Genomic DNA, 22,799 nt, shown 5'->3' with positions numbered 1-22,799 from the left:
AGCAACAGAGTATCGAACGACGCCATGGACGACAACGATCTCTTTTCCGGAATGCCGCTCGCCCAGAAGGTCGAGGCAGAACCCGTGTCCACCACAACCCGGGCCCCGACCGCTCGACCCGCAGCAGCTGCGCCGCCGCCGCCTGCCTCCCCGACGACCTCTTCCGGCGACGAATACGGCGCCTCGTCGATCCGCGTTCTCGAAGGCCTTGAGCCGGTGCGGATGCGGCCGGGCATGTATATCGGCGGCACGGACGAGAAGGCACTGCATCACCTGTTCGCCGAAGTCATCGACAACTCGATGGACGAAGCGGTGGCGGGCCATGCCAACTTCATCGACGTGCATCTCGACATGCAAGGCTTCCTGACGGTCTCGGACAACGGGCGCGGCATCCCGGTTGAACTGCATCCGCAGGTGCCGGGCAAGTCGACCCTCGAAGTGATCATGACCAAGCTGCATGCCGGCGGCAAGTTCGACGGCAAGGCCTATGAGACATCGGGCGGTCTGCACGGCGTCGGCGTCTCCGTCGTCAATGCACTCTCGGACTTGCTCGAAGTCGAGGTGGCGCGCAATCGCAAGCTCTATCGCCAGACTTTTTCGCGCGGCGTGCCGCAGGGCGGCCTCGAAGAGCTGGGTGAAGTCCATAATCGCCGGGGGACGCGTGTCCGCTTCCATCCCGATCCGCAGATCTTCGGCGACCATGCGAAGTTCGATCCGGGCCGGATCTTCCGGATGGCACGTTCGAAGGCTTACCTCTTCGGCGGTGTCGAGATCCGCTGGTCCTGCGATCCGGGCATGGTTCCCGAGGGCGGCGACATTCCGGAAAAGGCTGTCTTCCACTTCCCCGGCGGCTTGAAGGACTATCTGGCGGCCACGCTCGGCAAGGAATTCACCGTCACCCGAGAAATCTTCGCCGGCAAGACGGAAAAGACCGGCGGACATGGCGCGATGGAATGGGCCGTGACCTGGTATGGTGGCGATCCGGCGCTGCATTCCTATTGCAACACGATCCCGACGCCCGAAGGCGGTACGCATGAGGCGGGCCTGCGCATCGCGCTGACCAAGGGTCTCAAGAACTACGCCGAACTGACGCAGAACAAGCGGGCCCGCGAGATCACGACCGACGACGTGATGATCTCTGCGGTCGGCATGCTGTCGGTTTTCATCCGAGAGCCGGAATTTGTCGGTCAGACCAAGGACAAGCTGGCAACCGTCGAGGCGCAACGCATCGTCGAGAACGCTCTGCGCGACCCCTTCGACCATTATCTCGCCGACAATCCGAACGAAGCCGCCAAGCTGCTCGACTGGGTCATCGAGCGCTGCGAGGAACGGCTGCGTCGCCGCAAGGAGAAGGAAGTCAACCGCAAGACCGCCGTGCGCAAGCTGCGCCTGCCGGGCAAGCTTGCCGACTGCTCGCAGAACACGGCCGAAGGCGCCGAACTGTTCATCGTCGAGGGTGACTCGGCCGGTGGCTCGGCCAAGCAGGCCCGCAACCGCGCGAACCAGGCAATCCTTCCGCTGCGCGGCAAGATCCTCAATGTCGGCTCGGCCAGCCGGGAAAAACTGATGGCCAACCAGCAGATTGCCGATCTCATCCAGGCACTCGGCTGCGGCACACGGACGAAGTATCGCGATGAAGATCTGCGCTACGAGCGGATTATCGTGATGACAGATGCCGATGTCGATGGCGCGCACATCGCCTCGCTGCTGATCACCTTCTTCTACCAGGAAATGCCGGAGCTCATCCGCGGCAACCATCTCTACCTCGCCGTGCCGCCGCTTTATGTCATCCGTCAGGGTGCAAAGACCGTCTATGCCCGTGACGATCTTCACCGCGCGGAACTCATGGAGACGGTGTTCAAGGGCAAGAAGGTCGAGATCGGGCGCTTCAAAGGCCTCGGCGAAATGATGCCGGCGCAGCTCAAGGAAACGACGATGGATCCCGCCAAGCGCACCTTGCTTCGGGTCGGCATCGACGATGTCGACTTCGAGGGTACGCGCGATGCGGTGGACGCGCTGATGGGCACCAAGCCGGAGGCCCGTTTCCGCTTCATCCAGGACCGTGCGGCCTTCGCCGAGAACCTCGACATCTGACGGTGGGCGCCGATGATCCGGCGCCGCACCGCTTGTTTCCGGACCGCGAATGCTCCATATGCAGGGCAGTTCTAACGGGACACTTCAGATTGTGAATCAGGCTGATACTCAGACCCCGTCGAAAGGGCCGCGCTGGCTCGGTCAGGCAACGGCCAATCGCATCGCGCTCATTACTCCGATCTCGGTGGCGCGCTGGTTGCTGGTGCTGATCGGCCTTGCAGCAATCTACTTCTTTCATGGTTTCCTGGTGCCGGTATTGGCTTCGCTGGTCATCGCCTTTGCCAGCTGGCCTCTCTACCGTCGACTGCTGGACCGGATCGGCGGCAACACGACGCTCGGCGCCACACTGGCGCTTCTCTTCATCCTGACCTTCCTGATCGTGCCCATCGGCATTGCGATCTCCTATGCGGTCGAGGAAATCCGTCAATGGATCACCTGGGCCGTCGAGGCGAATACGACAGGCGCGCCGCCCCCGGCCTGGATCTCGGCCCTGCCCCGCATCGGTGAATGGCTGGCGGGGAAATGGAACGAACATATCGGCCAGCCTGGCGCGATCGGACAGCTCATCCAGATCGTCAGCGGCGCCAATATCGGCAATATCTACCGCGCCGTGATCGCCGCCGGCGACGGGCTCTTCCATCTGTTGCTGACCCTGCTCTTCATGCTGATCGCCCTGTTCTTCGTCTATCGCGACGGAGCCAGTTTTTCCCGGCAACTCGACCTGCTCGGCGAACGCATCCTGCCAAACCGGTGGGAGCGGATCTCGCGCGTCGTACCCGCCACGATCAGCTCCACGGTCACCGGCATGACACTGATCGCGATCGGGGAAGGCATCGTGCTCGGCATTGCCTACTGGCTGGCGGGTGTGCCCTCCCCGGTGACGCTCGGTGTCATCACCGGCGTCATGGCACTCATCCCAGGCGGTGCGCCACTCTCCTTCACGCTCGTCTCGATCTACCTCGTTGCGAGTGGCGCCACGATCCCTGGGGTGGCCCTTTTCATCTGGGGTGCGGTCGAGCTGTTCATCGTCGACAAGACGGTCCGCCCACGGCTTGTCGGCGGCCCGATCAAGCTGCCCTTCCTGCCGACCTTCTTCGGTCTTATCGGCGGCGTGAAGACCCTGGGCTTTCTCGGCCTGTTCATCGGCCCCGTCCTGATGGCGCTGCTGGTGTCGATCTGGCGCGAATGGATCCGCGAGGTCGAATTGTCCGACGATCTGCATCCGATCGAGGCACAGGGTGAGCTGGACCTTGCAACCGACCCCGCCGATGACGTTCGCCGGGTGTCGTCGACAGGGTAGCAGTCCCGCGGCTGCCGGGCGCGTCGACGACCCGGCGCTCGCCTTCGGCGAGGCTTACTGCAAAGACACGCTATGCGCCTGCATGCCTTGCTTTGGCTCGAATCCTTTTGTTTCGTCTCAACTGCCGACAGCTGTCACCGGAGCCCCGCGAATGAAAACAGCCCTGATCATGATGACGATCCTCGGATGCGACGACAGCGTCAGCCAATGCGAATTCGTCGAAACGCCGACAGAGCGCTTCGTTTCGATTGAGCTGTGTGACGCGGCATCTGAGGAAATTCTGGGGCGCTATACGAATATCAGTTATCCGACGGCCGTTGCCGTCTGCCAGACGCCACCTCCCGAAATTGCCGAAGCGATCGCCGAATCCAATCAGACGCTTCCGGATGCAGGCGTTGAGGCGCAGACCAAAATTCCGACGGAAGAACAGCACAGAACGTTGAAAGACAGGGCAATCGATGCGGTCCGGCAGGTGCTGCCGGGCACAGCCGAGATCAAGATGATCTTCGACAAACCCATCCACGTGGTTTCCGACAGCTATTCCTGGGTGGCCAAAAAGATCGTCCCCTGAACTGATCAGGCAGCCGCCAGCGCAAATCCACTGGCATAGTCGCGCGCCAGGCGCCGCTCTTCTGCAATGGCAAGCCGTTCGACCATGTCGATCAGGGCACGCGCAGCGTCATTCAGTTCGTGATTGCCGCGATACCGCAAGACCAGCCGTTGGGCGATATGTTCCAGGTCGAACGAATCGGCCGATTGGATCAGGCTGCGCCAGAGCATCACTGCTTCCACGAAAACCGGGCTGACATCACGCCCGAGACCGGCCGATTCCAGAAGTGCGCGGACCGCGTGGAAGCGGCCCGTGGCGAGGATAGAACGCACGCGACGTTCCTCCAGGCCGGATATGGCGACGATGGCCGCGGAAAAGAAATCCGTCCGGCCTGCACACAGAGCATGCATCAGGAAGGCCGGGCTCAGGCGACCCGCGATCCGCAACTGATCGGTCAGGCGCGACAATTCCTCACCATGGACGTCGGCCAGCAGCGCAATCGTCGCGCAGTGACCAGCTTCACGTACGATGCGCTCGATACGCCGGCTGCCGATGGCGCCGATGACGAGGCCCGAGCCCGCCAGGGCGTCCGTCACGAACTGCACGAGCAGCTGACGCACGCCACTGCTAAGGTCGTCCCGATCGAGGAGGAGCGACCGGATGCGCTCACAATGGCCATGACGCTCGGCAATGCGCCGGAGCGTGAAAGCCGTGAAGCGCGCATCGGGATTTTCAAGGAGAACCTCCAGCTCTGCTGCTTCGCCGATTTCAGCAAGCGCCGCCGCCACGCCAACGCTCACCTCGGCGCGTGCCGCAATCAGCGCGCGCGTCTCGACCGTTCCACGGCCGGCAATGTCGACGAGATCGGCATCGGAGAGAACCGGTGAGTGAAGAATCACCGTCGAAGCGATCTCGGGCTGATCTTCGGCCAGCGAAACCATCAGGGCGCGGGGCGCCCGCGCCTCGCGAGCTAGAACCTCTGCCAGTGCAAGGCGGACCTGCGGCGATGGATCATCGAGCAGATAGGTCATCGCCATCTGCGCGGACTGCCGCTCTTCCGGCACCATCTCAGACTTGAGATAGGCCCGCGCCAGAGCGTTTGCCGCACGGGCCCGGTCCTGCGTCTTCGCTGTCTCGACCCATCTGAAAAAAGCTGCAACGATCAAAGTCGAACCCACTCGCCACCTGTGTACACCCGAAGCATTCACTCCATGAAACACTAGGTTCAAAGTGTTTAAGAAACGTTCACCACGTTCATTAACCAGTCCGGAGAGGTGGCACGAAGTCGATCCCGGCACGACCGATCCCTGCCGTTAACCCTAGGCAGGCTGGCCCGGACGCCTCAGTTCGAAGACGGGGCCCATCCCGGCATAGTCCATGTAACCAAGCCGCATGACCGGCTCGGCGAATGCCAGATCGAAACGTCCATCGCGGATCATGGCGTCGGCAATGTGGATCCCGACCACCTGCCCGAAGACGGCATGACTGTCGGTCTCGTTGCCCTCCATGTCCGGCAGGGTCAAGATCTTGGTCACCCGGCATTCAAGGGCTGCGACCGCTTCTCCGACATAGGGCGCATCGACCAGCTGGCCCTGTGTTGCGGTCAGGCCCGCCAGGACGAATTCATCCGTCTCGTAGGGAACGGCGGCAGAGGAGGCGCTCATCTGGCCAAGAAGCGAGCGGCTGACGAAGCTTGCCGTAAACACGCCGGTTTCCTCGACATTGCGCAGACTATCCTTGCGACCGCTCGACGAAAACATCACCATTTTCGGCCGGTCGCCCACGGCATTGAAGAAGGAGTAGGGCGACAGGTTGCGGCTCCCGTCGCTCCCCTTGCTGCCGATCCAGCCAATGGGTCGAGGCGCGACGATCGCCTTGAAGGGGTCATGCGCCATACCATGGGCATTCGATTCGGTATCGTAGAACATCAATCCTCACCACCCCGCCATGACACGACATCCGCAAGCGCTGGACGCGGTCGCTCGACGATCGGGAATTCGGTCGAGCCTATATGAATGAAACCAGCGACCTTCTCGCCATGCTGCACGCCCAGCAGCGGATGGGCGCGTTCATCGAAGGCAAACCACTCGCTCAGCCAGTTCGAGACATAGCCATGGGCATTGGCGGCCATCAGAAGATTGAGGCACACGGCCCCGGCAGACATAACCTGCTCCCATTCGGGGATCTTCGCATGCGGGGCGGCGGTTGAGACAACACCAATGACAACCGGCGCACGGGTAAATCGCGTGCGCTCGACCTGGATCATCTCCTCGGAAAGCTGCGGATTCTTCTCCAATGCCAGTTTCAGCAGCTCCTCGCTGATGCGTGCGCGTTCCTCGCCGCGGTAAACGACAAAACGCCAGGGAGCGAGTTTTCCGTGATCGGGAACACGAACCGCCAGCGACAGGATCGACTCGATTTCTGCCTTGTCCGGACCCGGCTCGCACATCTGAAAAGCGGGCACGGAACGGCGGACTGCGAGATAATCGAGCAGCTTGAAGTCTTTTTTCATTTTCTTGATACCTTCATAGGCCTTGGCAGGGTCGGCAGGTCTTGAAATTGCCATGCGGTTCGGTTTGAAGTTGCCGGCATTGGGAAGGAAGTCAACACACAGTGCATCGCATGTTTCCTCAATCCGGCCTCATCCGGCTGCTGCTCGGGCTCTTCATGACCCTGGCTGCCGCATCGACACTTCATGCACAGGAAGCCTTCGAAACGTTCAAGCAACTCAACGGCTCGACCAAGATGCCGAAGTTGAAGGCCTTCTCGGCGCCGGGCCTGGACACCATCGCGACACCCGCCCAAGGGCGCAACGTGAAGCTGGATGCCAAGCTGACCAATGAAGGCCAGCCGATGCAACATGGCCTGTCCTGGCGCGTCTTCAGTCCTATTCCTGACGTCGATGGCAAGCTCCCGCTTCTGGCAAGCGCGGAAGGCGGAAGTGCTGCCTTTCAGCTGGCTCCGGGCGATTATTTCGTAAATGTGTCGTTCGGACGCGCAGGGGCAACCAAGAAGCTCAACATTCCATCCGAAGGCGACATAGCCGACCAGGTACTCGTGCTCGACGCCGGCGGCATGTCCCTCAATGCAATTTCGGGTGCCGATACGCATATTCCCGACAAGCAGCTGAGCTTCGACATCTATTCCACCGACGTCCGCGAAGACGGCGAGCGCGGCCTCGTGCTGGCCGACGTCAAGCCGAACACGATTGTCCGGCTGAATGCCGGGACCTATCACGTCGTGTCAGAATACGGAGCTATCAATGCCGTGGTGCGCGCGGACATCACCGTGGATGCCGGGGAACTGACGGAAGCAACGATGCAGCACCGCGCTTCGCAGGTGGGCCTCAAGCTCGTCTCAGAAGAGGGTGGTGAAGCCATTGCCGACACCGCCTGGTCCATCCTGACCTCCGGCGGTGACATCGTTGCGGAAAGCGTCAGCGCCTTCCCTGTCATGGTGCTGGCGGAAGGTCTGTATACTGCGGTCGCCCGCAACAAGGACAAGATTTTCCAGAAGGACTTCGAGGTGAAGGCCGGCACCAATATGGATGTCGAGCTTATGCTCAACAAATCCTGAGACCTTACGCTGCGCGGCGGAAGATCCGGCGCTCTGCAGGGGCCATGTCGAAGACCGCACCGAAGAGCCGCGCAAGCAAGTCTTTCCGGTTGGCATGGCTGCTCAGCTCTTCCCAGGGAATCATTTCACCAACACGCGCCTGGATCGTCGAGCCGGACAGGCGCCGGAATTCTCGGATCAGCAGCGAGACGCGCAGCGTCAGCGAGACTCTGCTGGCGAGATGGAAGAGGCGACCATTCTGGCCCTCGAAATAGACAGGCACGACATTGGCATTGGCGGCCTGGATGAGCTTGGCCGGAAACATCTTCCAGGGCAGGTCCTCGGCGCGACCGAACCCCTTCTTCGCGGTGGCCACGCCCCCGGCGGGGAATATGACCACGGTCACACCTTCCTTCAGAAGGCGAAGTGCCTCATGGCGGGTCTGCATGTTGAGCGCAAGCGCTTCCTTGGTCTCCTCGAAGGACACCGGAAGCGAATAAGGCGCCATTTCCGGCACTTTCAGGAGTTCATTGTTGATCAGCACCCGGAAGGGTCGTCCGAGCTGCTCGGCGAGTGCGAGAACCGCGATGCCGTCGCCGATGCCAAAGGGGTGATTGGCAACGATCACGATCGGCCCGTGGGGAATGTTCTCGGGTGGCCAGCTGCCCGTCACCTTCAATTCAACATCGATCAGATCCAGCATCTTGCCGAAGACGCGGTCTGTCTTGCCGACAATGTCGTTCCGCCAGATCTCATAAAGCCGAGTAAATCGGTCACGGCCGGAGAGGCCTTCGATCGACCGGATGAACCAGCGCTTGAGCTTGGGGTCGCGCTCATTGGCATAGGACAGTTCTTTGAACTTCACGAGAAGGCTCCAGTCGCGCGGAGAATCATCATTCCGTCATATGCCGTTTCGATGACAGCTGTCTGACAGTGCTGCGACACACTGCCAGACAGCTACCCATTCAGACCTTGCGCTTTGCCAGCTTGCGCTTGACGTCTGGCGGCGTTGCTTCACCAGCCAGTACCGCGACGGCTTCGACGAGCGGCATCGAGACCTGCTCCTGGGAACCGAGACGACGGATGTTGACGGTGTTTTCCTCCGCCTCGCGCTTGCCGCAGACAATGATGACCGGCACCTTGGTCACGGAGTGCTCGCGAACCTTGTAGTTGATCTTCTCGTTGCGGAAGTCGGTCTCGACCAGCAGGCCCGCATCACGGAGCTGCTCTGCGACTTCCCGACCATAGTCGTCGGCATCCGAGGTGATCGTTGCAACCACGACCTGAAGCGGTGCAAACCAGAGCGGCATATGGCCGGCGAAGTTCTCGATCAGGATGCCAAGGAAGCGCTCCATCGAGCCGCAAATGGCGCGGTGAATCATGACGGGCTGCTTCTTTTCCGACTTGTCGTCGATGTAGAAGGCACCAAAGCGTTCCGGCAGGTTGAAGTCCACCTGTGTCGTGCCGCACTGCCATTCTCGGCCGATCGCGTCGCGCAAAGTGTATTCGAACTTCGGCCCGTAGAAGGCACCCTCGCCCGGCAGAATGCCGGTCTTGATGCGGCCGCCGGACTGTTCCTCGATCTGCTTCAACACGTCCATCATGACGCTTTCGGCGCGATCCCAGAGGTCGTCGGTGCCGACTCGCTTATCCGGACGGGTCGAGAGCTTCACGACGATCTCGCCGAAGCCGAAGTCCTCGTAGACCGAGAGGATCAGGTCGTTGATTCGCAAGCATTCGGCCGCCATCTGCTCATCCGTGCAGAAGACATGCGCATCGTCCTGGGTGAAGCCGCGCACGCGCATCAGGCCGTGCAGCGCACCGGACGCCTCGTAGCGGTGGACATTGCCGAATTCGGCGAGACGGACGGGCAGCTCGCGATAGGACTTCAGGCCATGCTTGAAGATCTGCACGTGACCCGGGCAGTTCATCGGCTTCAGCGCGAAGACCTTCTGATCGGCTTCCTGGTCGTCGGGATGGGTGAAGGCATGCGCCGATTTCACGGCAAACATGTTCTCCTGATACCAGCCCCAGTGACCGGACGTTTCCCAGAGCGACTTGTCGAGCACCTGCGGTGCGTTGACTTCCTCATAGACGCCCTCGAGCCGACGGCGCATGTAGGAGGTCAGCGTCTGGAACATGCGCCAGCCCTTGCCGTGCCAGAAGACGACGCCGGGGCCTTCTTCCTGGAAATGGAAGAGATCCATCTCGCGACCAAGCTTGCGGTGGTCGCGCTTTTCGGCTTCGGCCAGAATGTGCAGGTAACGATCCAGGTCTTCCTGGTCCGCAAAAGCCGTGCCGTAGATGCGGGTCAGCATCGGATTGTTGCTGTCACCGCGCCAATAGGCACCGGCGACCTTCATCAGCTTGAAGGCCATGCCGATCTGCCCGGTGGACGCCATATGCGGCCCACGGCAGAGGTCGAACCAATCGCCCTGATAGTAGATCTTGAGGTCCTGGTCTTCCGGGATCGCGTCGACCAGCTCGACCTTGTACTTTTCGCCCTTGGAGGCAAAAACCTCCCTCGCCTTGTCGCGCGACCAGACTTCCTTGGTGAAGGGCTTGTTGCGCTGGATGATCTCCTTCATCCGCTTTTCGATCTTCGGCAGATCGTCGGGCGTGAAGGGCTCGTCCTTGGCGAAGTCGTAGTAAAAACCGTTCTCGATCACCGGACCGATGGTCACCTGGGTACCGGGCCAGAGCTCCTGCACGGCCTCGGCCATGACATGCGCCGCATCATGACGGATGAGCTCCAATGCGCGCGGATCGGTGCGGGTGACGATCTCGATCTTGCCCTCGATGACAGGGTCAGACAGGTCGCGCACGGTGCCGTCGAGCGCAATCGCGACAGCCTTCTTGGCGAGCGACTTGGAAATTGATTCGGCAACCTGCGCACCGGTCGTGCCGGCAGCGTATTCGCGAATGGAGCCATCGGGGAAAGTGAGAGATACGGAAGCGGACATGCTAAGTCTCCTGATCCAGTCCCGCCAACGAATGCGGGTGGTGAAAGGGGCGGGTTCGAACCCGCGATTTACCGGCGCTCCTTAGGACGAAAGCGCTGCTGAGTAAAGGATCTTGCTCCTTGCCAAGAGGGCTCAGGCCCCTGGTTTGCGGCCGAACTTCCAGAGACGCCACGGCGCATACCAGGTGAAGCGGCTATCGAGCACCGGGGGGACCGGATCCGGGCCCCATGTGCCGCCCGGTCCGCAGCGGCCGACGCGAAACAGTGTCAGCCACCCACCCGACCATAGGCCATGACGGGCAATCGCCTCGTAACCGTATTCCGAACAGGTCGGCATGTGGCGACACGAACTGCCGACTATGCTGGACAGTGTCAGCTGATAGAAACGGATCAGCCCCATGCCAAACAGTCGGCCCGGGGTCTTGCGGAACGGCCCTTGCCAGTTCCGGCTTTCAAGCGACCGACCGGCCGAATCATGGCCGCAATCGGGGCCTTCGCACATGGTCAGCTCGCCTCGGCGGGCATGGCCGGTTGCTCGATCTGATCGAGACAGTCGACCACGGCATCGAAGGTCAGCATGGTGGAGGCGTGACGGGCCTTGTAGTCCCGAACCGGCTTCAGGAAGCGCATGTCTTCGAAACGGCCGACCGGCCCCTCGCCGTCTTCTTTCAGCATGGCGAGCATGTCGAGCCTTGCCTTGCGGAGTTCCTCTGCAGTCGCGCCGACAACGTGGCGCGCCATGATGCCGGACGATGCCTGACCCAGCGCGCACGCCTTCACTTCGTGGGCGAAATCGGTGACAATGCCGCCGTCGACCCTCAGATAGACCTTCACCCGAGAGCCACAGAGCTTCGAATGCTTCTCTGAGACCGCCTGCGCATCGCTGAGCGTTCCAATGCGGCTGATGTTTCCGGCAAATTCGAGAATCTTGGTGTTGTAGATGTCGTCCATGGTCAATCCGCTCCGGCGTCTTTCCCGTATATAGGGACTGGCTACAGCAATGCCGCCGGCATCATGTCGCAGCCACCGCCTTTATATCGATTTCAATGCTCCTTATATCGGAGGGACGGGCTCAGGACAAACGCAAGCCGCCCGTCAGGCTTTGATCTTCTCACCGCAAACCACGACAACGGACTTGCATTATGAGCCGCATTACGCATTTACAATCCGGCAAAGCCAAACCAGCGACCCGCATCGAACGGGACCGGGAGACCAAGGCCATGGACGCAATCGTCACGAAACTGACTGCGGATTCGCCGCGCCCGACGCGCGAAGAAGCCGAGCAGGCTGTTCGCACGCTTCTGCTATGGGCCGGAGACGATCCGGAGCGGGAGGGGCTGCTCGACACACCGGCCCGCGTCGCCAAAGCATATTCCGAACTCTTTGCCGGCTATGAAACCGATATTGACGAGGTTCTCGGACGGACCTTCGAGGAGGTCGGCGGCTATGACGACATGGTTCTGGTGCGCGATATTTCCTTCTTCTCGCATTGCGAACACCACATGTTGCCCGTGATGGGCAAGGCGCATGTCGCCTATCTGCCGAAGGGTCGCGTCCTCGGGCTCTCCAAGATTGCCCGGGTCGTCGATGTCTTCGCCCGACGTCTGCAGACCCAGGAGAACATGACCGCACAAATCGCTCAGGCGATCGACGGCGGCCTGCAGCCGCGCGGTGTCGCGGTGTTCATCGAGGCCGAGCATATGTGCATGGCCATGCGCGGCATCCAGAAGACGGGTTCTACGACCCTCACCACAACCTTCACCGGCGCCTTCAAGGACAATGCGGCCGAACAGGCGCGCTTCATGTCCATGGTCCGCAACCGCTGAGTTCATACAGATGTCATCCATTTCCTTCGACCCGCCCTCCCCCGACAAAGCACAGCTGGAAGAGGGGCTCGCCTTCACGCCGAAATTCGATGAGCACGGCCTCGTCACGGCCGTGGTGACGGATGCACGCGATGGCGAGCTGCTGATGGTGGCGCATATGAATGCCGAAGCCATTGCGCTGACGCTGGAAACCGGGATCGGTCACTATTACAGCCGATCGCGAGCCAAGATCTGGAAGAAGGGCGAAAGTTCGGGGAACCTGCAATCGGTCAAGGAAATCCGGGTGGATTGCGATCAGGATGCAATCTGGCTGAAGGTCGAGGTCGCCGGCCACGATGCCACCTGTCACACCGGGCGCCGCTCCTGCTTCTTTCGCTCTGCCGCACTCGATGGTGGACGCCCGGCGCTCACGATCGCCGACGATCACCGCCATTTCGACCCGTCCGACATCTATGGCGGTTGAGGAAACGGTTTACGCATAACGAATTCGTAAGCAGACAATGTCCTAATGTGGTCCGGAGTGTTCAGCGAATGGGGTTCGGAGATGCTGAACTGGAGTATGATGTCACATTCGGCAACGAGCGTTGCCCAAACGGCGAAGGATGGCATGTCCATGCCGGGCAATCCAAGCGGGCCTGAGACGAAGACGCGCGCCAAGGTCGCCCTGGCGCTCGGTGGCGGCGCCGCGCGTGGTTGGGCCCATATCGGCGTCTTGCGCGCCCTCGACGAGGAGGGCATCGAAGTCGGCATGATTGCCGGCACTTCGATCGGCGCCCTGGTTGGCGGTTGCTATCTCGCTGGAAAGCTCGATGAGTTGGAAGCCTTCGCCCGGTCCCTGACCATGCGTCGCATCGCCTCGCTGCTCGACCTGACGATTGGTGGCGGCGGACTGCTGGGCGGCATGCGGCTCACCAAGCGCATGCAGGAGCATCTTGAGGGATTGACGATCGAACAGTTGCCGAAACCCTTCGTGGCGGTGGCTTCGGAACTCAATAGCGGCCATGAAGTCTGGATCGACGGCGGCAGCCTGATCACCGCCCTGCGGGCGTCCTATGCCCTTCCCGGCATTTTCGAACCGGTTCGGTGCAACAATCGAACCCTGATCGATGGCGCGCTGGTCAATCCGGTACCAGTCTCGGTGTGCCGCTCCTATGAGCAGCCGCTCGTCATGGCGGTCAATCTTCACTACGACGTGTTTGGTCGATCTGCGGTGGTCAAGCACAAGGCCACGAGCCCGGACCAGGCAAATGTCGAAACGGCGCGGGCACCAAACAAGGTCGGCCTGACCGGCGTCATGGTCCAGGCCTTCAACATCATCCAGGACCGGATTTCACGGGCGAGGCTCGCAGGCGACCCGCCGGACCTCGCGCTTCATCCGCGGCTTAACGACATCGGATTGTCGGAGTTTCACCGCGCAGGGGAAGCGATCGAGCGAGGCTACGAAGAAACCAAGTCCCGCGTTACCGAAATTCGGCGGATGCAGGAAGCCGTGCTCCGCTGACCGCGCCCCGGCGCGGTCCTCGCCCTGGCTGATTTCCAGGCCCTTAGCCTGCGATATAGGCCTTGATGTCCTCGGCCTCCTGCTCGATTTCGCGGATGCGCGACTTCACTACGTCACCGATCGAGATGATGCCGCAGAGCTTGCCATTGTCCTCGACGGGCACGTGGCGGAAGCGACGGGCCGACATCATTTCCATGAGTTCGTTGACACCGGTCTCCTCGCTGCAACGATAGACATTGGCGGTCATGAAGGCCGATACCGGCTGGTCCAAGGCATCCTTGCCTTCCGATCCGATCGCGCGCACCACGTCACGTTCGGTGAAAATACCAACGATCCGGTTTTCCATGCCGACGACGACAACCGCACCGATCTTGTGTTCTTCAAGCACGTGGGCTGCCTCGCCCAGGGTCACCGTCGGATTGATGGTGATGACGTTGCGGCCCTTTTGCTCGAGTATGCTTCTTGCAGATGCACTCATGCGTTCCTCCTCGCATAGAACACTGGGGCGGCAGTCCAATCTTCGCGGACTGCCGATGAAAAGGGTGCCCTTTATTCAAGAGGAATGCAATAAGCGGCTCTCATGCCGGCTTGCGGCTATAGGGATCGAAGAAGGCAAGGCAGAAGAAGCCAAGCAGGAAGCCACCGATATGGGCATCCCAGGCAATTGCCGCCGAACCGGCCCCCATCATCGGCAGACCGAAGGCGATTGCGACATTGCCAAGCAGCCAGACGATGATGAAAACGCGCACGGTGCGATCCGATAACGCCTGTCCTACGCTCAGGAGCGGCGGCTCCCGCCCCGAAAGACGCGCGTGGACCCGCTGGCGATCACCGAAGGCGAACCGGCACGCGCCCCCCATCAGCGCCGATATCACGCCCGATGCGCCGACCATCAGTGATGGCTCACCCCAATTGACCAAGGCGTGGAGAGCCGCTGCTGCGACCGAGGAAACGATCCAGAACAACAAGAAGCGCATTTCGCCGATCCTGCGGCAGACAGGCGTCCCGAAGGCCGCAAGCCACAGGCTGTTGAAGGCGAGATGTTCAAAACTGCCATGCAGCAGCGAATACGAGACCGGCGTCCAGAGCCACGCGAATGACTGTTCGCCGAGGGGGTAGAGATAACGGACCGGAGAGAAGCCGAACTCGACGGCGACCCATTGATTGGTGCGTTCCGAGAACACGAAATCCTGCAGGACATAGATCCCGATCACCAGAGCGAGGGCGGCGAGGATACCGGGCGGCAAATTGAAGATCGGGGGATTGTCGGAAGAGGTCCGCTCTGGAGCAGGTTCAGGCATTGCGCCTTGCGGGGGCTCGTCGCGCCGCGATCCCGATTCGTCCTGCATAGGCCACTCCTGTTTCGTCTGCCTGCATGAGGTAATGCAGCTGGCCGATAAAAAAAAGGCCGCCCGGGAAACCGAGTGGCCTTGCAGGCGCGAGACAGATCGTTGCGCCGACTGGAGGTGGTGCCGAAGGCTTACCTTCGCGTGTGCTGCACTCTTGATGGCAGCTTTCCTCGAATGAAACAAATGAAACGAGTTCTTAACCTTAACCCGGGTGCGAATTGCGTTCCGTCGTGAAAAGGCGAGGCAGAGAGCAAACACAATATTAACGGCTCACCCACTACTGTCGAGGAACAAAGGAACGAACAGATTTCTCATGATGTACTCGCCGCAGGCAAGCCAGAGCTCCACGATCGCCTCGCCGGGACAGCAACGAGCCTTCCAGCGCGTTGCCGTCAGCCTGCAAGGCAGGCTCATGCTCGCAAGCTATGAAGAGTATGTCTGCAAGGTCGTCGACATGTCGCCGGGAGATGTGCGCTTTGCCTGTGCCGGCATGCCACGCCCGAATGAGCGCATCGTTGCCTATATCGACCACCTCGGCCGCATCGAAGGCACTGTGGTGAAGCTGACCGAGGATGGCTTTGTCATCACGATCAACGCCACGGTCCGCAAGCGTGAAAAACTCGCAGCCCAGCTGACCTGGATCGCCAACAAGCACGAACTGGGCCTGCCGGAAGACCGGCGCCACGACCGCCTCACGCCACGCCAGACCCGGACCGAACTGACACTGGAAGACGGCAAGGCCTATCCCTGCCGCCTGATGGACCTTTCGCTCTCGGGCGCCGCCGTCGACATCGACATCCGCCCGCCGATCGGCTCGGCCGTTCGTCTCGGCAATATGCGCGGGCGCGTAGTACGCCACTTCCTGGAAGGAGTGGCCATCGAATTCCTGACGCTGCAGTCGCGCGAAGCCCTGACGGAATTCCTCTAGGCTCAACCACACAAGTCCGGATCCAGGCGCCCGTGGCAATCACGAGGCGCCTTTTTCTATGGCGCATAAAAAAATGCGTGCCAGAGCGGGACAAAATTCCAGAAAAAGATTCAGCCCATGGAAGGCCCCATTTCGGAATAGGCCGATAGCCGGCCGAGCACATTCCGCAGAATTCGCTTCGACTCCCACCTGCAGATCCCTCGGACGGCTAGCCATCGGCGGTTTGGGAGCAGATACGCGTAGGGAATCCAAGCCTTTGTATTCTATATGTTTTATCGATCCTGTCGAAGCAGGCCCCGGCAAAATCGATCACATTTGAATCAATAATGTCGAGAGTTTTCCACAATATAGAATCAAATACAGTTCAAATACATCTAAATATAGATTTTGCTTTTCATCTATTTCGCCTTTTATCTTAGCGCTATTCTTCGCGGCGCATCAAATTTTCCCTGTCATTGCTATCTCCATCACCAGGAGACAACCAATGACAACAAAGAAAACTCTGGGTATTGGAACTCTGGCCGCCGCCATCCTCGGCGCACTGGCCTTCCAGGTTTCGGCCATGCCGGCCAACATGCAGATCGTAGGCAAGGCAAATCCGCCCATCGGTCACTACGAGTTCTGCCGGACCTATGCCGGCGAATGCGCAGGAAGCCAGGTCGACAGCGGCCCGATGCAGCTGACCGAAGCACTCTGGAAGAGCATCCTTGAGGTGAACTACACCGTCAACAGCTCGATCACCCCCCTCACCGACCTTGAGATCTACGGCGTCGAGGAGCGGTGGGCCTATCCCAGGAGCGTCGGAGACTGCGAAGATTTTGCCCTGCTCAAGCGCAAGATGCTGATCGATCGCGGTGTCGACCCAGCCGACCTCCTGATGACCGTCGTCTTGCAGCCGAATGGAGAGGGGCATGCCGTTCTGACCATCCGCACGGACCACGGCGACTTCATTCTCGACAACATGCGCAACAAGGTGCTGCTGTGGTCCGAGACCGAATACACCTATCTGAAGCGTCAGTCGTCCAGCCAACCCAGCCGCTGGGTGAAACTCCAGGACGGACGCGCCGGCGCCGTTGGCAGCGTATCCCAATAAGCCAAGCTGCCCCTTCTTTCTGGCCCGGTCTGTCCCCGCCTACCCGTCCCCCGACCGGAGCCAATGAGCCGGTCCCGTCCAACCGGGACCGGCTCTCCTTTTTGCCCGTCGCACGCCTTCGCGCCCACCCTTAACCGCAAATTAACCATGCCAGCCGAAATCTTGTCTTAGGCGAGAACGCGTCGACGACGTTCCGCCCAGAGGATGGAGCCGACATGCGGGCTGGGGCAGGCGAATTGGAACCAGAGGACGAACAGGCGCCACTGATCTCAACGCGCTTCCTGGTGCTCGTGACGCTTGCCGTTCTTCTTCTCTCCGCGGCCTCGGTCGCCATCAGCTGGTTCGGACGCGCCTATGGAGAGCGCCTCTCTCTTGCGGGACATACAGAGAGCACCGAGATCGTCGAGATCACCATTGGGAGAGACCAGCTCTCGCTCCCGGCCAACACGATCCGATTCGAACAGCAGCGTCTGGGCGGGAACGCCGAACGTGTTGATCTCTACCTGCTATGGCCGGAACTCACCGGCTATTCCAGCGCAGAGCGGAGACGGTTCGACGACCTCAGCCTCGCACACAACCTGATCTTCCTGCAGATGTCCCAGAGCACAATGTCACGGGACATGTCCGGTCGGGTGGAACCCATCTACAGACACTTGATCAACCCAGGATCTGATCCGGGGCCGGGTGGCCTTGAAATACACACGTTCCGGAGCGCGACCGGCTATGAAGGTGAGAGCCTTCTCACGGGGACACTGCCCGATGGGCAACAATACGCAATCCGCTGCACGCTGCCCGAACTGCCCGAGAATGGTGGAAGCAGCGACTGCCAGCGCGACATTCATGTCGGCGAGGACCTGAGCGTTCTCTACCGCTTTTCAAGCCGCCTGCTCCCAGACTGGCAGGCCATTGATGACGCCGTGCGCACCTATGTGAAGAGCCATAGCAGAGCGGCCTCTTCCAGCGGGACGTCTAAAAATCCACTCAAAGCGTCAACCGACCGTTCATCATAAACCTCTTGGTAAGGCTCATTCCGTAGGGTCGATAGAGATGGTCGCGATTGGGGGAAAGCGTCCGGTCGTCAATTACGCAATTAAAGAGTATCGTGGTGCACAAAGTTCTGGGAAGCTACAACTTCGCCGCCGCCCTTCGTCGGTTCGTCGTCGCAGCAGTTGCGGTCATCGTAACAACGGTCGCCGCCTCCAGCGTGGCCCAAGCCAATCCCAAATATGCCGGGATCGTCATCGACGTCAAAACGGGCAAGGTTCTCTACAGCGAAAATGCCGACAGCCTGCGTTATCCCGCGTCGCTGACCAAGATGATGACGCTCTATATGGTCTTCGAGGCGCTGGAGGCCGGCCGCATCACCCTCAACAGCAAGGTGCCGTTCTCGGCAAATGCCGCCAAGGAGCCGCCATCGAAACTCGGTGTCGGCACGGGGCGCAGCATCACCGTCGAGCAGGCGATCCTGTCACTCGTGACGCGCTCCGCCAATGACGTTGCGACGGCACTTGCCGAATATGTCGGGGGGTCCGAGCAGCGCTTTGCTCAGATGATGACCGCCAAGGCGCGCAGTCTCGGCATGACGAAGACCACCTATCGCAATGCCCATGGTCTGCCGAACACGGCGCAAATGACAACTGCGCGTGATCAGGCTCGGCTCAGCATCGCACTTCGCCAGCACTTTCCCCAGTATTACGGTTATTTCTCCACCCGCAGCTTCCGGTTCGGCAAGCAGACGATTGGAAACCACAACCGTCTGCTTGGCCAGGTGCGTGGCGTCGACGGCATCAAGACGGGTTACACTCGCGCTGCCGGCTACAATCTCGCGACCTCCGCAGAGGCCGATGGCCGATCGATCGTGGCAGTCGTGCTCGGCGCAACGTCCGGAGCTCGCCGAAACGCGCAGATGACCAGTCTCGTCAATCGCTACTTTCCCGAAGCCTCGAGTTCGCGTGGTGGTGGCAAACTCATAGCGAAAAACGACACGTCCATGGCTCCCGCCCAGGCGACGGCCTCCATCGGCGACGCTGGCGTGCCGAACCTGCCGCAGACCGGCCCTCTGCCGAGTGTCCGTTATAACGGCGTGGCGCAGGCCTATGCTGCTTCGCCGGCAGTCAATGCCGCCAGTGCGGCTCTGGAAACCATGCGGCCGACCGCGCCTGCAGCAAGTTCCCGCGACGCTGTTCCAGTGCCTCACCCCGCCCCCGCCTACATGCCGAATTCTGGAGCAGCGGTGGAGCCGGCAGATGTCACCCAGTCCGTCGCTGCCGCTTCCGCGACACCGACAGAAATCGACAGCGTCACCACAGCATCCACCGCGCCGCGTTCCGGCTGGGTGGTCCAGATCGGCACGTCGCCGGACAAGGATCTGGCCATGGATCTTCTGCGCACAGCGCAGGATAAAGGCGGCAAAGTATTGCGTTCCGCCACCCCCTTCACCGTTGCCTATGGCGACGGCGCCAAGCAGATCTACCGCGCCCGGTTCGGTGGATTTGACGACCAGAAGGACGCAGTCAACGCCTGCAATGCCTTGAAGAAGAAGGGTATCGGTTGCTGGGCCGCCGCCCAGTAACACGGTCACCCCGCACCTCGACTTGTACTGTTTACGAGGAATACGGAATGGCAACGAAAGACTTCAGATACCAACCCGTCGATGATCAGGACAATAGTGGCCTGACGTCCGCGAACAACATGCTGCACCCGCTCCATGAAGCGGCCTACCGTCTCACCGAGATCGGCTTTCGGGAGAAGCGTTCCAAGACCAAGGATCTGATCGGACTTCTGCTGTCGCACGGGGCTCGCGCCTGGCGGTATTCGCAACCGGAAGCCAGCATCCATCTCCACATTTCGTCCCAGGCCGGGCGCTTCCCGGTCATCCTGCGCCTGCGCTGAGGACACGGATCCGACGATGCCGATCTACCGTCTGGGAGACAGGGTTCCGAAACTGCCGCCCACAGGCGCGTACTGGATCGCACCGAATGCGCAGGTCATCGGCGATGTGCAGATCGGTGATGATGTCGACATTTGGTTCGGGGCAGTTCTGCGTGGCGACAACGATCCGATCGTGATCGGCAAGGGTTCGAACATCCAGGATGGCGTGATGGTGCATACCGATCCCGGCAAGGGCGTGAAGATCGGCGAGGGCTGCACCATCGGCCATCATGCCATCATTCATGGCTGCACAATTGGAAACAACTCACTGATCGGCATGGGCGCAACGGTGCTGAACGGTGCCCGGCTCGGCGACAACTGCCTCGTCGGCGCCAATGCGCTGATCACCGAGGGCAAGAGTTTCCCGGACAATTCCCTCATCGTCGGTTCACCGGCACGGGTCGTGCGGACGCTCGACGACGCGGCGATTGCGGGACTGAGGCTTTCTGCCCAGAATTATGTGCGCAACTGGCGCCGCTTTGCCTCGGATCTGCAGCCCCTCTAGGCGCTGCCGCCGTCAGGCCGCGATCTCGGTGCAGGTCGCGCACAATCCCCTGATCTCGATCGTTGTCTTTTCCGGCTTGAAGCTGCGGCTTCGGGTAATGGTTTCCAGCCGATGATCGACGTCATGGTCGTGAAACTCCGTCACATGACCGCACTTGTTGCAGATCATGAAGGCCACGGTGCCGTGCCCCGAGCAGCCGTCATGCGGATGCGCGCATGCGACAAAAGCATTCAGGCTTTCAAGCCGATGGACCATGCCGAACTCGACGAGCTTGTCGAGCGCACGGTAGACCTGCAGCGGCGCGCGAAAACCATGCTCCCTCAGCCGATCAAGCAGCGTATAGGCCGAGAGCGGCCCGTCGCTGTCCACGAGCGCGTCGAAGACGAGTGACTGATTGCGCGTGAGATCGGTCTTGGTCATGGGGTCAGGCCCTCGGTCGAAGGTCGGTTGTCCGGCCGCCCGGTCGGGGCAACAGGCTGATGATGAAGAGCAGGAGCGCGGCGACCACGATCGAGGGTCCGGACGGCGTGTCATAGGTCAGCGAGCCGAAGAGACCCATGACGACAGAAACGGCCCCGATCACCGAAGCGAGCACCGCCATGACTTCCGGCGTCGTGGCAAACCGTCGGGCCGCGGCGGCCGGAATTATCAGCAGCGAGGTGATCAGCATGATGCCGACGATCTTCATTGCGATGGCAATCACGAGTGCCATCAGCAGCATGAAGATGATCCGCGCCCGCTCAGGCTGCATGCCCTCGGCTTCGGCGAGTTCGACATTGACCGTGCCGGCGAGCAGCGGCCGCCAGAGCCAGGCAATGATGGCTACCACGAAGAGGCCACCGATCCAGACGATGGCGACGTCCGTCGGCGTCACGGCCAGGATGTCGCCGAAGAGGAAAGCGATGAGGTCGAACCGGACCCAGGTCATGAAGGCGACCATGACAAGGCCGATTGCCAGGGTCGCGTGGCTGAGGATGCCGAGCAGCGCATCCGCCGAAAGCCCCTGTCGCTTCTGCAGGACGATGAGGATCAGCGAGACGAGCGCAGCGACCACGAAGACGCTGACCATGAGGTTGAGTGAAAAGAAGAGCGAGAGCGCCACGCCAAGCAGGGCCGAATGGGCCATGGTGTCGCCGAAATAGGCCATCCGCCGCCAGATCACGAAACAGCCGAGCGGCCCGGTCGTGAGCGCAAGACCGATGCCGGCGAGCATGGCGCGGACGAAAAAGTCATCCAGCATGATCGTGCTCTCGGTTCTTATGGTGGCCATGGCCATGGTCATGGTCTTCGTGGTGATCATGGCCATGGTGGTGGCCATCTTCCGGATGGCAGTGATCCGTCACGCTTCCGTCAGCATGCTGCACGCGGCCATCGGGCAGGTGCGTGTGGTCATGTTCATGGCTGTAGACGGCGAGCGTTTGCGCTGCCTTGGCGCCGAAGAGCCGCATGTATTCCGGGCTCTGGCTGACGGCAGCCGGTGTTCCCCGGCAACAGACGTGACCGTTGAGGCAGATCACCGTGTCGGTCTCCGCCATGACCACGTGAAGGTCGTGCGAAATCAGCAAGATGCCACATCCGGTCGCATTGCGAATGGATGTGATGAGGTCATACAGCGCAATCTCGCCTGAGAAATCGACGCCCTGGACCGGTTCGTCGAGGACCAAGATATCCGGCTTGCGCGCCATGGCACGGGCAAGCAAGGCCCGCTGAAATTCCCCGCCGGAGAGATGCTGAACCTCGGCCCCGGCCAGATGCGCAATACCGACAGCCTGGAGTGCTGCGTCAACCTCTTCCGCCGGCAGAGGCGCCGTCAGGGTCATCAGGCGCCGCACGGTGAGCGGCATCGTCCAGTCGACCGCCAGACGTTGCGGCACGTATCCGACCCGCAGGCCGGCCTTGCGCTCGACCCTCCCCTCGTCGGCTTTCATGACACCAATGGCCATCTTGGCGCTTGTCGACTTGCCTGAGCCGTTCGGGCCGATCAGCGTGACGATTTCGCCCGGGCGAACGGAGAAGTCCACCCCGCGTACGAGCCAACGCCCGTTGCGGTAGACACCAGCGCCAGCGAGTGACACCAGCGGTGCGGCCTCCCCTGATTTCATGGCATTCATGGGTTTCTCGAAATTTTCATATTGCCACCTCCTATGCCACACGTTATAGCATTACGCAACGGACGTAATTGTATTACATAACGACATTGGGAGC

The 22,799-nt window shown here is 60.9% G+C and carries 25 protein-coding genes; 13 read left to right on the top strand and 12 right to left on the bottom strand.

Annotation, left to right across the window (positions count from 1 at the left end):
* Positions 1-24: 24 nt before the first annotated feature.
* From parE to QTL56_RS04365, 3 genes are all read left to right on the top strand, one after another.
* On the top strand, positions 25-2,094 hold the full coding sequence (gene parE, locus QTL56_RS04375; protein WP_229575402.1) for a DNA topoisomerase IV subunit B: 2,070 nt from the start codon (positions 25-27) through the stop codon (positions 2,092-2,094).
* A 91-nt stretch (positions 2,095-2,185) separates the two neighbouring features.
* Positions 2,186-3,394 carry an AI-2E family transporter gene (locus QTL56_RS04370; protein WP_245136906.1) on the top strand — a complete coding sequence of 403 codons (1,209 nt, stop codon included), beginning with the start codon at positions 2,186-2,188 and terminating at the stop codon, positions 3,392-3,394.
* Positions 3,363-3,965, top strand: coding sequence for a hypothetical protein (locus tag QTL56_RS04365; RefSeq protein ID WP_245136907.1), 603 nt, complete (start codon positions 3,363-3,365; stop codon positions 3,963-3,965). The genes QTL56_RS04370 and QTL56_RS04365 overlap by 32 nt, the downstream gene beginning before the upstream one ends.
* Positions 3,966-3,970: 5 nt before the next feature.
* Here the strand turns inward: QTL56_RS04365 and QTL56_RS04360 are convergent, their stop codons facing one another.
* The 3 genes from QTL56_RS04360 to QTL56_RS04350 all read right to left on the bottom strand — a co-directional run bounded on the left by QTL56_RS04360 (position 3,971) and on the right by QTL56_RS04350 (position 6,456).
* On the bottom strand, positions 3,971-5,110 hold the full coding sequence (locus tag QTL56_RS04360) for a DUF2336 domain-containing protein (protein WP_245137190.1): 1,140 nt from the start codon (positions 5,108-5,110) through the stop codon (positions 3,971-3,973).
* 153 nt (positions 5,111-5,263) lie between these two features.
* The gene (locus tag QTL56_RS04355; protein ID WP_245136908.1) at positions 5,264-5,872 is read right to left on the bottom strand and encodes a flavin reductase family protein; all 609 of its coding nucleotides are present in this window, start codon (positions 5,870-5,872) and stop codon (positions 5,264-5,266) included.
* Positions 5,872-6,456 (bottom strand): nitroreductase family protein, encoded by a 585-nt coding sequence (locus QTL56_RS04350; RefSeq protein ID WP_229575399.1) that lies wholly within the window; start codon positions 6,454-6,456, stop codon positions 5,872-5,874. Before QTL56_RS04350 ends, QTL56_RS04355 begins: the two co-directional genes overlap by 1 nt.
* A 110-nt stretch (positions 6,457-6,566) precedes the next feature.
* Here QTL56_RS04350 and QTL56_RS04345 point away from each other — a divergent pair, with 110 nt between their 5' ends.
* A complete protein-coding gene (locus QTL56_RS04345) occupies positions 6,567-7,520 on the top strand; it encodes an RgsD C-terminal domain-containing protein (RefSeq protein WP_370660323.1) in 954 nt (317 codons plus the stop codon).
* Between the two features lie 4 nt (positions 7,521-7,524).
* Here the strand turns inward: QTL56_RS04345 and QTL56_RS04340 are convergent, their stop codons facing one another.
* From QTL56_RS04340 to QTL56_RS04325, 4 genes are all read right to left on the bottom strand, one after another.
* Positions 7,525-8,364, bottom strand: coding sequence for a lysophospholipid acyltransferase family protein (locus QTL56_RS04340; RefSeq protein ID WP_245136909.1), 840 nt, complete (start codon positions 8,362-8,364; stop codon positions 7,525-7,527).
* Positions 8,365-8,464: 100 nt separating this feature from the next.
* Positions 8,465-10,462, bottom strand: coding sequence for a threonine--tRNA ligase (gene thrS / locus QTL56_RS04335; protein ID WP_245136911.1), 1,998 nt, complete (start codon positions 10,460-10,462; stop codon positions 8,465-8,467).
* Between the two features lie 132 nt (positions 10,463-10,594).
* On the bottom strand, positions 10,595-10,963 hold the full coding sequence (gene yidD / locus QTL56_RS04330) for a membrane protein insertion efficiency factor YidD (RefSeq protein WP_245136912.1): 369 nt from the start codon (positions 10,961-10,963) through the stop codon (positions 10,595-10,597).
* 2 nt (positions 10,964-10,965) lie between these two features.
* Entirely contained in the window at positions 10,966-11,412 is a 447-nt protein-coding gene (locus QTL56_RS04325; protein WP_245136913.1) for an iron-sulfur cluster assembly scaffold protein, read from the bottom strand.
* A gap of 269 nt (positions 11,413-11,681) precedes the next feature.
* On the opposite strand from QTL56_RS04325, the gene folE reads away from it, so the two are divergent.
* The 3 genes from folE to QTL56_RS04310 all read left to right on the top strand — a co-directional run bounded on the left by folE (position 11,682) and on the right by QTL56_RS04310 (position 13,788).
* Positions 11,682-12,287 (top strand): GTP cyclohydrolase I FolE, encoded by a 606-nt coding sequence (gene folE, locus QTL56_RS04320; protein WP_245137192.1) that lies wholly within the window; start codon positions 11,682-11,684, stop codon positions 12,285-12,287.
* 10 nt (positions 12,288-12,297) lie between these two features.
* Positions 12,298-12,750, top strand: coding sequence for a phosphoribosyl-AMP cyclohydrolase (hisI, locus tag QTL56_RS04315; RefSeq protein ID WP_229575394.1), 453 nt, complete (start codon positions 12,298-12,300; stop codon positions 12,748-12,750).
* Positions 12,751-12,831: 81 nt separating this feature from the next.
* On the top strand, positions 12,832-13,788 hold the full coding sequence (locus QTL56_RS04310) for a patatin-like phospholipase family protein (RefSeq protein ID WP_245136914.1): 957 nt from the start codon (positions 12,832-12,834) through the stop codon (positions 13,786-13,788).
* 43 nt (positions 13,789-13,831) lie between these two features.
* Here the strand turns inward: QTL56_RS04310 and QTL56_RS04305 are convergent, their stop codons facing one another.
* Both QTL56_RS04305 and QTL56_RS04300 read right to left on the bottom strand, forming a co-directional pair.
* A complete protein-coding gene (locus QTL56_RS04305; RefSeq protein WP_229575392.1) occupies positions 13,832-14,266 on the bottom strand; it encodes a CBS domain-containing protein in 435 nt (144 codons plus the stop codon).
* A 100-nt stretch (positions 14,267-14,366) separates the two neighbouring features.
* Positions 14,367-15,137, bottom strand: coding sequence for a rhomboid family intramembrane serine protease (locus QTL56_RS04300; protein ID WP_245136915.1), 771 nt, complete (start codon positions 15,135-15,137; stop codon positions 14,367-14,369).
* 316 nt (positions 15,138-15,453) lie between these two features.
* Here QTL56_RS04300 and QTL56_RS04295 point away from each other — a divergent pair, with 316 nt between their 5' ends.
* The 6 genes from QTL56_RS04295 to QTL56_RS04270 all read left to right on the top strand — a co-directional run bounded on the left by QTL56_RS04295 (position 15,454) and on the right by QTL56_RS04270 (position 20,594).
* Positions 15,454-16,065: a PilZ domain-containing protein gene (locus QTL56_RS04295; protein WP_229575734.1), complete on the top strand. Its 612-nt coding sequence runs from the start codon at positions 15,454-15,456 to the stop codon at positions 16,063-16,065.
* 484 nt (positions 16,066-16,549) lie between these two features.
* A complete protein-coding gene (locus QTL56_RS04290; protein ID WP_229576260.1) occupies positions 16,550-17,158 on the top strand; it encodes a transglutaminase-like cysteine peptidase in 609 nt (202 codons plus the stop codon).
* Positions 17,159-17,373: 215 nt separating this feature from the next.
* Positions 17,374-18,168, top strand: a complete 795-nt coding sequence (locus QTL56_RS04285; RefSeq protein ID WP_245136916.1) for a hypothetical protein — start codon at positions 17,374-17,376, stop codon at positions 18,166-18,168.
* A 167-nt stretch (positions 18,169-18,335) separates the two neighbouring features.
* Positions 18,336-19,730, top strand: a complete 1,395-nt coding sequence (locus tag QTL56_RS04280) for a serine hydrolase (RefSeq protein WP_370660343.1) — start codon at positions 18,336-18,338, stop codon at positions 19,728-19,730.
* Between the two features lie 47 nt (positions 19,731-19,777).
* Complete coding sequence (locus QTL56_RS04275) at positions 19,778-20,050, top strand: hypothetical protein (protein WP_370660322.1); 273 nt, start codon at positions 19,778-19,780, stop codon at positions 20,048-20,050.
* Between the two features lie 16 nt (positions 20,051-20,066).
* A complete protein-coding gene (locus QTL56_RS04270; RefSeq protein WP_245136917.1) occupies positions 20,067-20,594 on the top strand; it encodes a gamma carbonic anhydrase family protein in 528 nt (175 codons plus the stop codon).
* Positions 20,595-20,606: 12 nt separating this feature from the next.
* On the opposite strand, the gene QTL56_RS04265 is transcribed toward QTL56_RS04270, so the two are convergent.
* From QTL56_RS04265 to znuC, 3 genes are read right to left on the bottom strand one after another with little or no spacing between them, the layout of a single operon-like run.
* Complete coding sequence (locus QTL56_RS04265; protein ID WP_229576263.1) at positions 20,607-21,014, bottom strand: Fur family transcriptional regulator; 408 nt, start codon at positions 21,012-21,014, stop codon at positions 20,607-20,609.
* Positions 21,015-21,018: 4 nt separating this feature from the next.
* Positions 21,019-21,834, bottom strand: coding sequence for a metal ABC transporter permease (locus tag QTL56_RS04260; protein ID WP_229576264.1), 816 nt, complete (start codon positions 21,832-21,834; stop codon positions 21,019-21,021).
* On the bottom strand, positions 21,824-22,705 hold the full coding sequence (znuC, locus tag QTL56_RS04255) for a zinc ABC transporter ATP-binding protein ZnuC (RefSeq protein ID WP_245136918.1): 882 nt from the start codon (positions 22,703-22,705) through the stop codon (positions 21,824-21,826). The genes QTL56_RS04260 and znuC overlap by 11 nt, the downstream gene beginning before the upstream one ends.
* Between the last annotated feature and the right edge of the window lie 94 nt (positions 22,706-22,799).

It is taken from the genome of Peteryoungia algae (assembly GCF_030369675.1).
In the GTDB taxonomy this organism is placed as follows: domain Bacteria; phylum Pseudomonadota; class Alphaproteobacteria; order Rhizobiales; family Rhizobiaceae; genus Allorhizobium; species Allorhizobium algae.
This window is presented reverse-complemented; position numbering and strand designations above follow the sequence as displayed.

Excerpts from the sequence above, each read along its gene's own strand:
- QTL56_RS04265 (WP_229576263.1), bottom strand. The coding sequence starts at position 21,014 with ATGACCAAGACCGATCTCACGCGCAATCAGTCACTCGTCTTCGACGCG.
- QTL56_RS04325 (WP_245136913.1), bottom strand. The coding sequence starts at position 11,412 with ATGGACGACATCTACAACACCAAGATTCTCGAATTTGCCGGAAACATC.
- yidD (WP_245136912.1), bottom strand. The coding sequence starts at position 10,963 with ATGTGCGAAGGCCCCGATTGCGGCCATGATTCGGCCGGTCGGTCGCTT.
- hisI (WP_229575394.1), top strand. The coding sequence starts at position 12,298 with ATGTCATCCATTTCCTTCGACCCGCCCTCCCCCGACAAAGCACAGCTG.
- thrS (WP_245136911.1), bottom strand. The coding sequence starts at position 10,462 with ATGTCCGCTTCCGTATCTCTCACTTTCCCCGATGGCTCCATTCGCGAA.
- QTL56_RS04260 (WP_229576264.1), bottom strand. The coding sequence starts at position 21,834 with ATGCTGGATGACTTTTTCGTCCGCGCCATGCTCGCCGGCATCGGTCTT.
- folE (WP_245137192.1), top strand. The coding sequence starts at position 11,682 with ATGGACGCAATCGTCACGAAACTGACTGCGGATTCGCCGCGCCCGACG.
- QTL56_RS04355 (WP_245136908.1), bottom strand. The coding sequence starts at position 5,872 with ATGTTCTACGATACCGAATCGAATGCCCATGGTATGGCGCATGACCCC.
- znuC (WP_245136918.1), bottom strand. The coding sequence starts at position 22,705 with ATGAATGCCATGAAATCAGGGGAGGCCGCACCGCTGGTGTCACTCGCT.
- QTL56_RS04350 (WP_229575399.1), bottom strand. The coding sequence starts at position 6,456 with ATGAAAAAAGACTTCAAGCTGCTCGATTATCTCGCAGTCCGCCGTTCC.
- QTL56_RS04290 (WP_229576260.1), top strand. The coding sequence starts at position 16,550 with ATGACAACAAAGAAAACTCTGGGTATTGGAACTCTGGCCGCCGCCATC.
- QTL56_RS04305 (WP_229575392.1), bottom strand. The coding sequence starts at position 14,266 with ATGAGTGCATCTGCAAGAAGCATACTCGAGCAAAAGGGCCGCAACGTC.
- QTL56_RS04345 (WP_370660323.1), top strand. The coding sequence starts at position 6,567 with ATGTTTCCTCAATCCGGCCTCATCCGGCTGCTGCTCGGGCTCTTCATG.
- QTL56_RS04310 (WP_245136914.1), top strand. The coding sequence starts at position 12,832 with ATGCTGAACTGGAGTATGATGTCACATTCGGCAACGAGCGTTGCCCAA.
- parE (WP_229575402.1), top strand. The coding sequence starts at position 25 with ATGGACGACAACGATCTCTTTTCCGGAATGCCGCTCGCCCAGAAGGTC.
- QTL56_RS04275 (WP_370660322.1), top strand. The coding sequence starts at position 19,778 with ATGGCAACGAAAGACTTCAGATACCAACCCGTCGATGATCAGGACAAT.
- QTL56_RS04270 (WP_245136917.1), top strand. The coding sequence starts at position 20,067 with ATGCCGATCTACCGTCTGGGAGACAGGGTTCCGAAACTGCCGCCCACA.
- QTL56_RS04295 (WP_229575734.1), top strand. The coding sequence starts at position 15,454 with ATGTACTCGCCGCAGGCAAGCCAGAGCTCCACGATCGCCTCGCCGGGA.
- QTL56_RS04365 (WP_245136907.1), top strand. The coding sequence starts at position 3,363 with ATGACGTTCGCCGGGTGTCGTCGACAGGGTAGCAGTCCCGCGGCTGCC.
- QTL56_RS04285 (WP_245136916.1), top strand. The coding sequence starts at position 17,374 with ATGCGGGCTGGGGCAGGCGAATTGGAACCAGAGGACGAACAGGCGCCA.
- QTL56_RS04300 (WP_245136915.1), bottom strand. The coding sequence starts at position 15,137 with ATGCAGGACGAATCGGGATCGCGGCGCGACGAGCCCCCGCAAGGCGCA.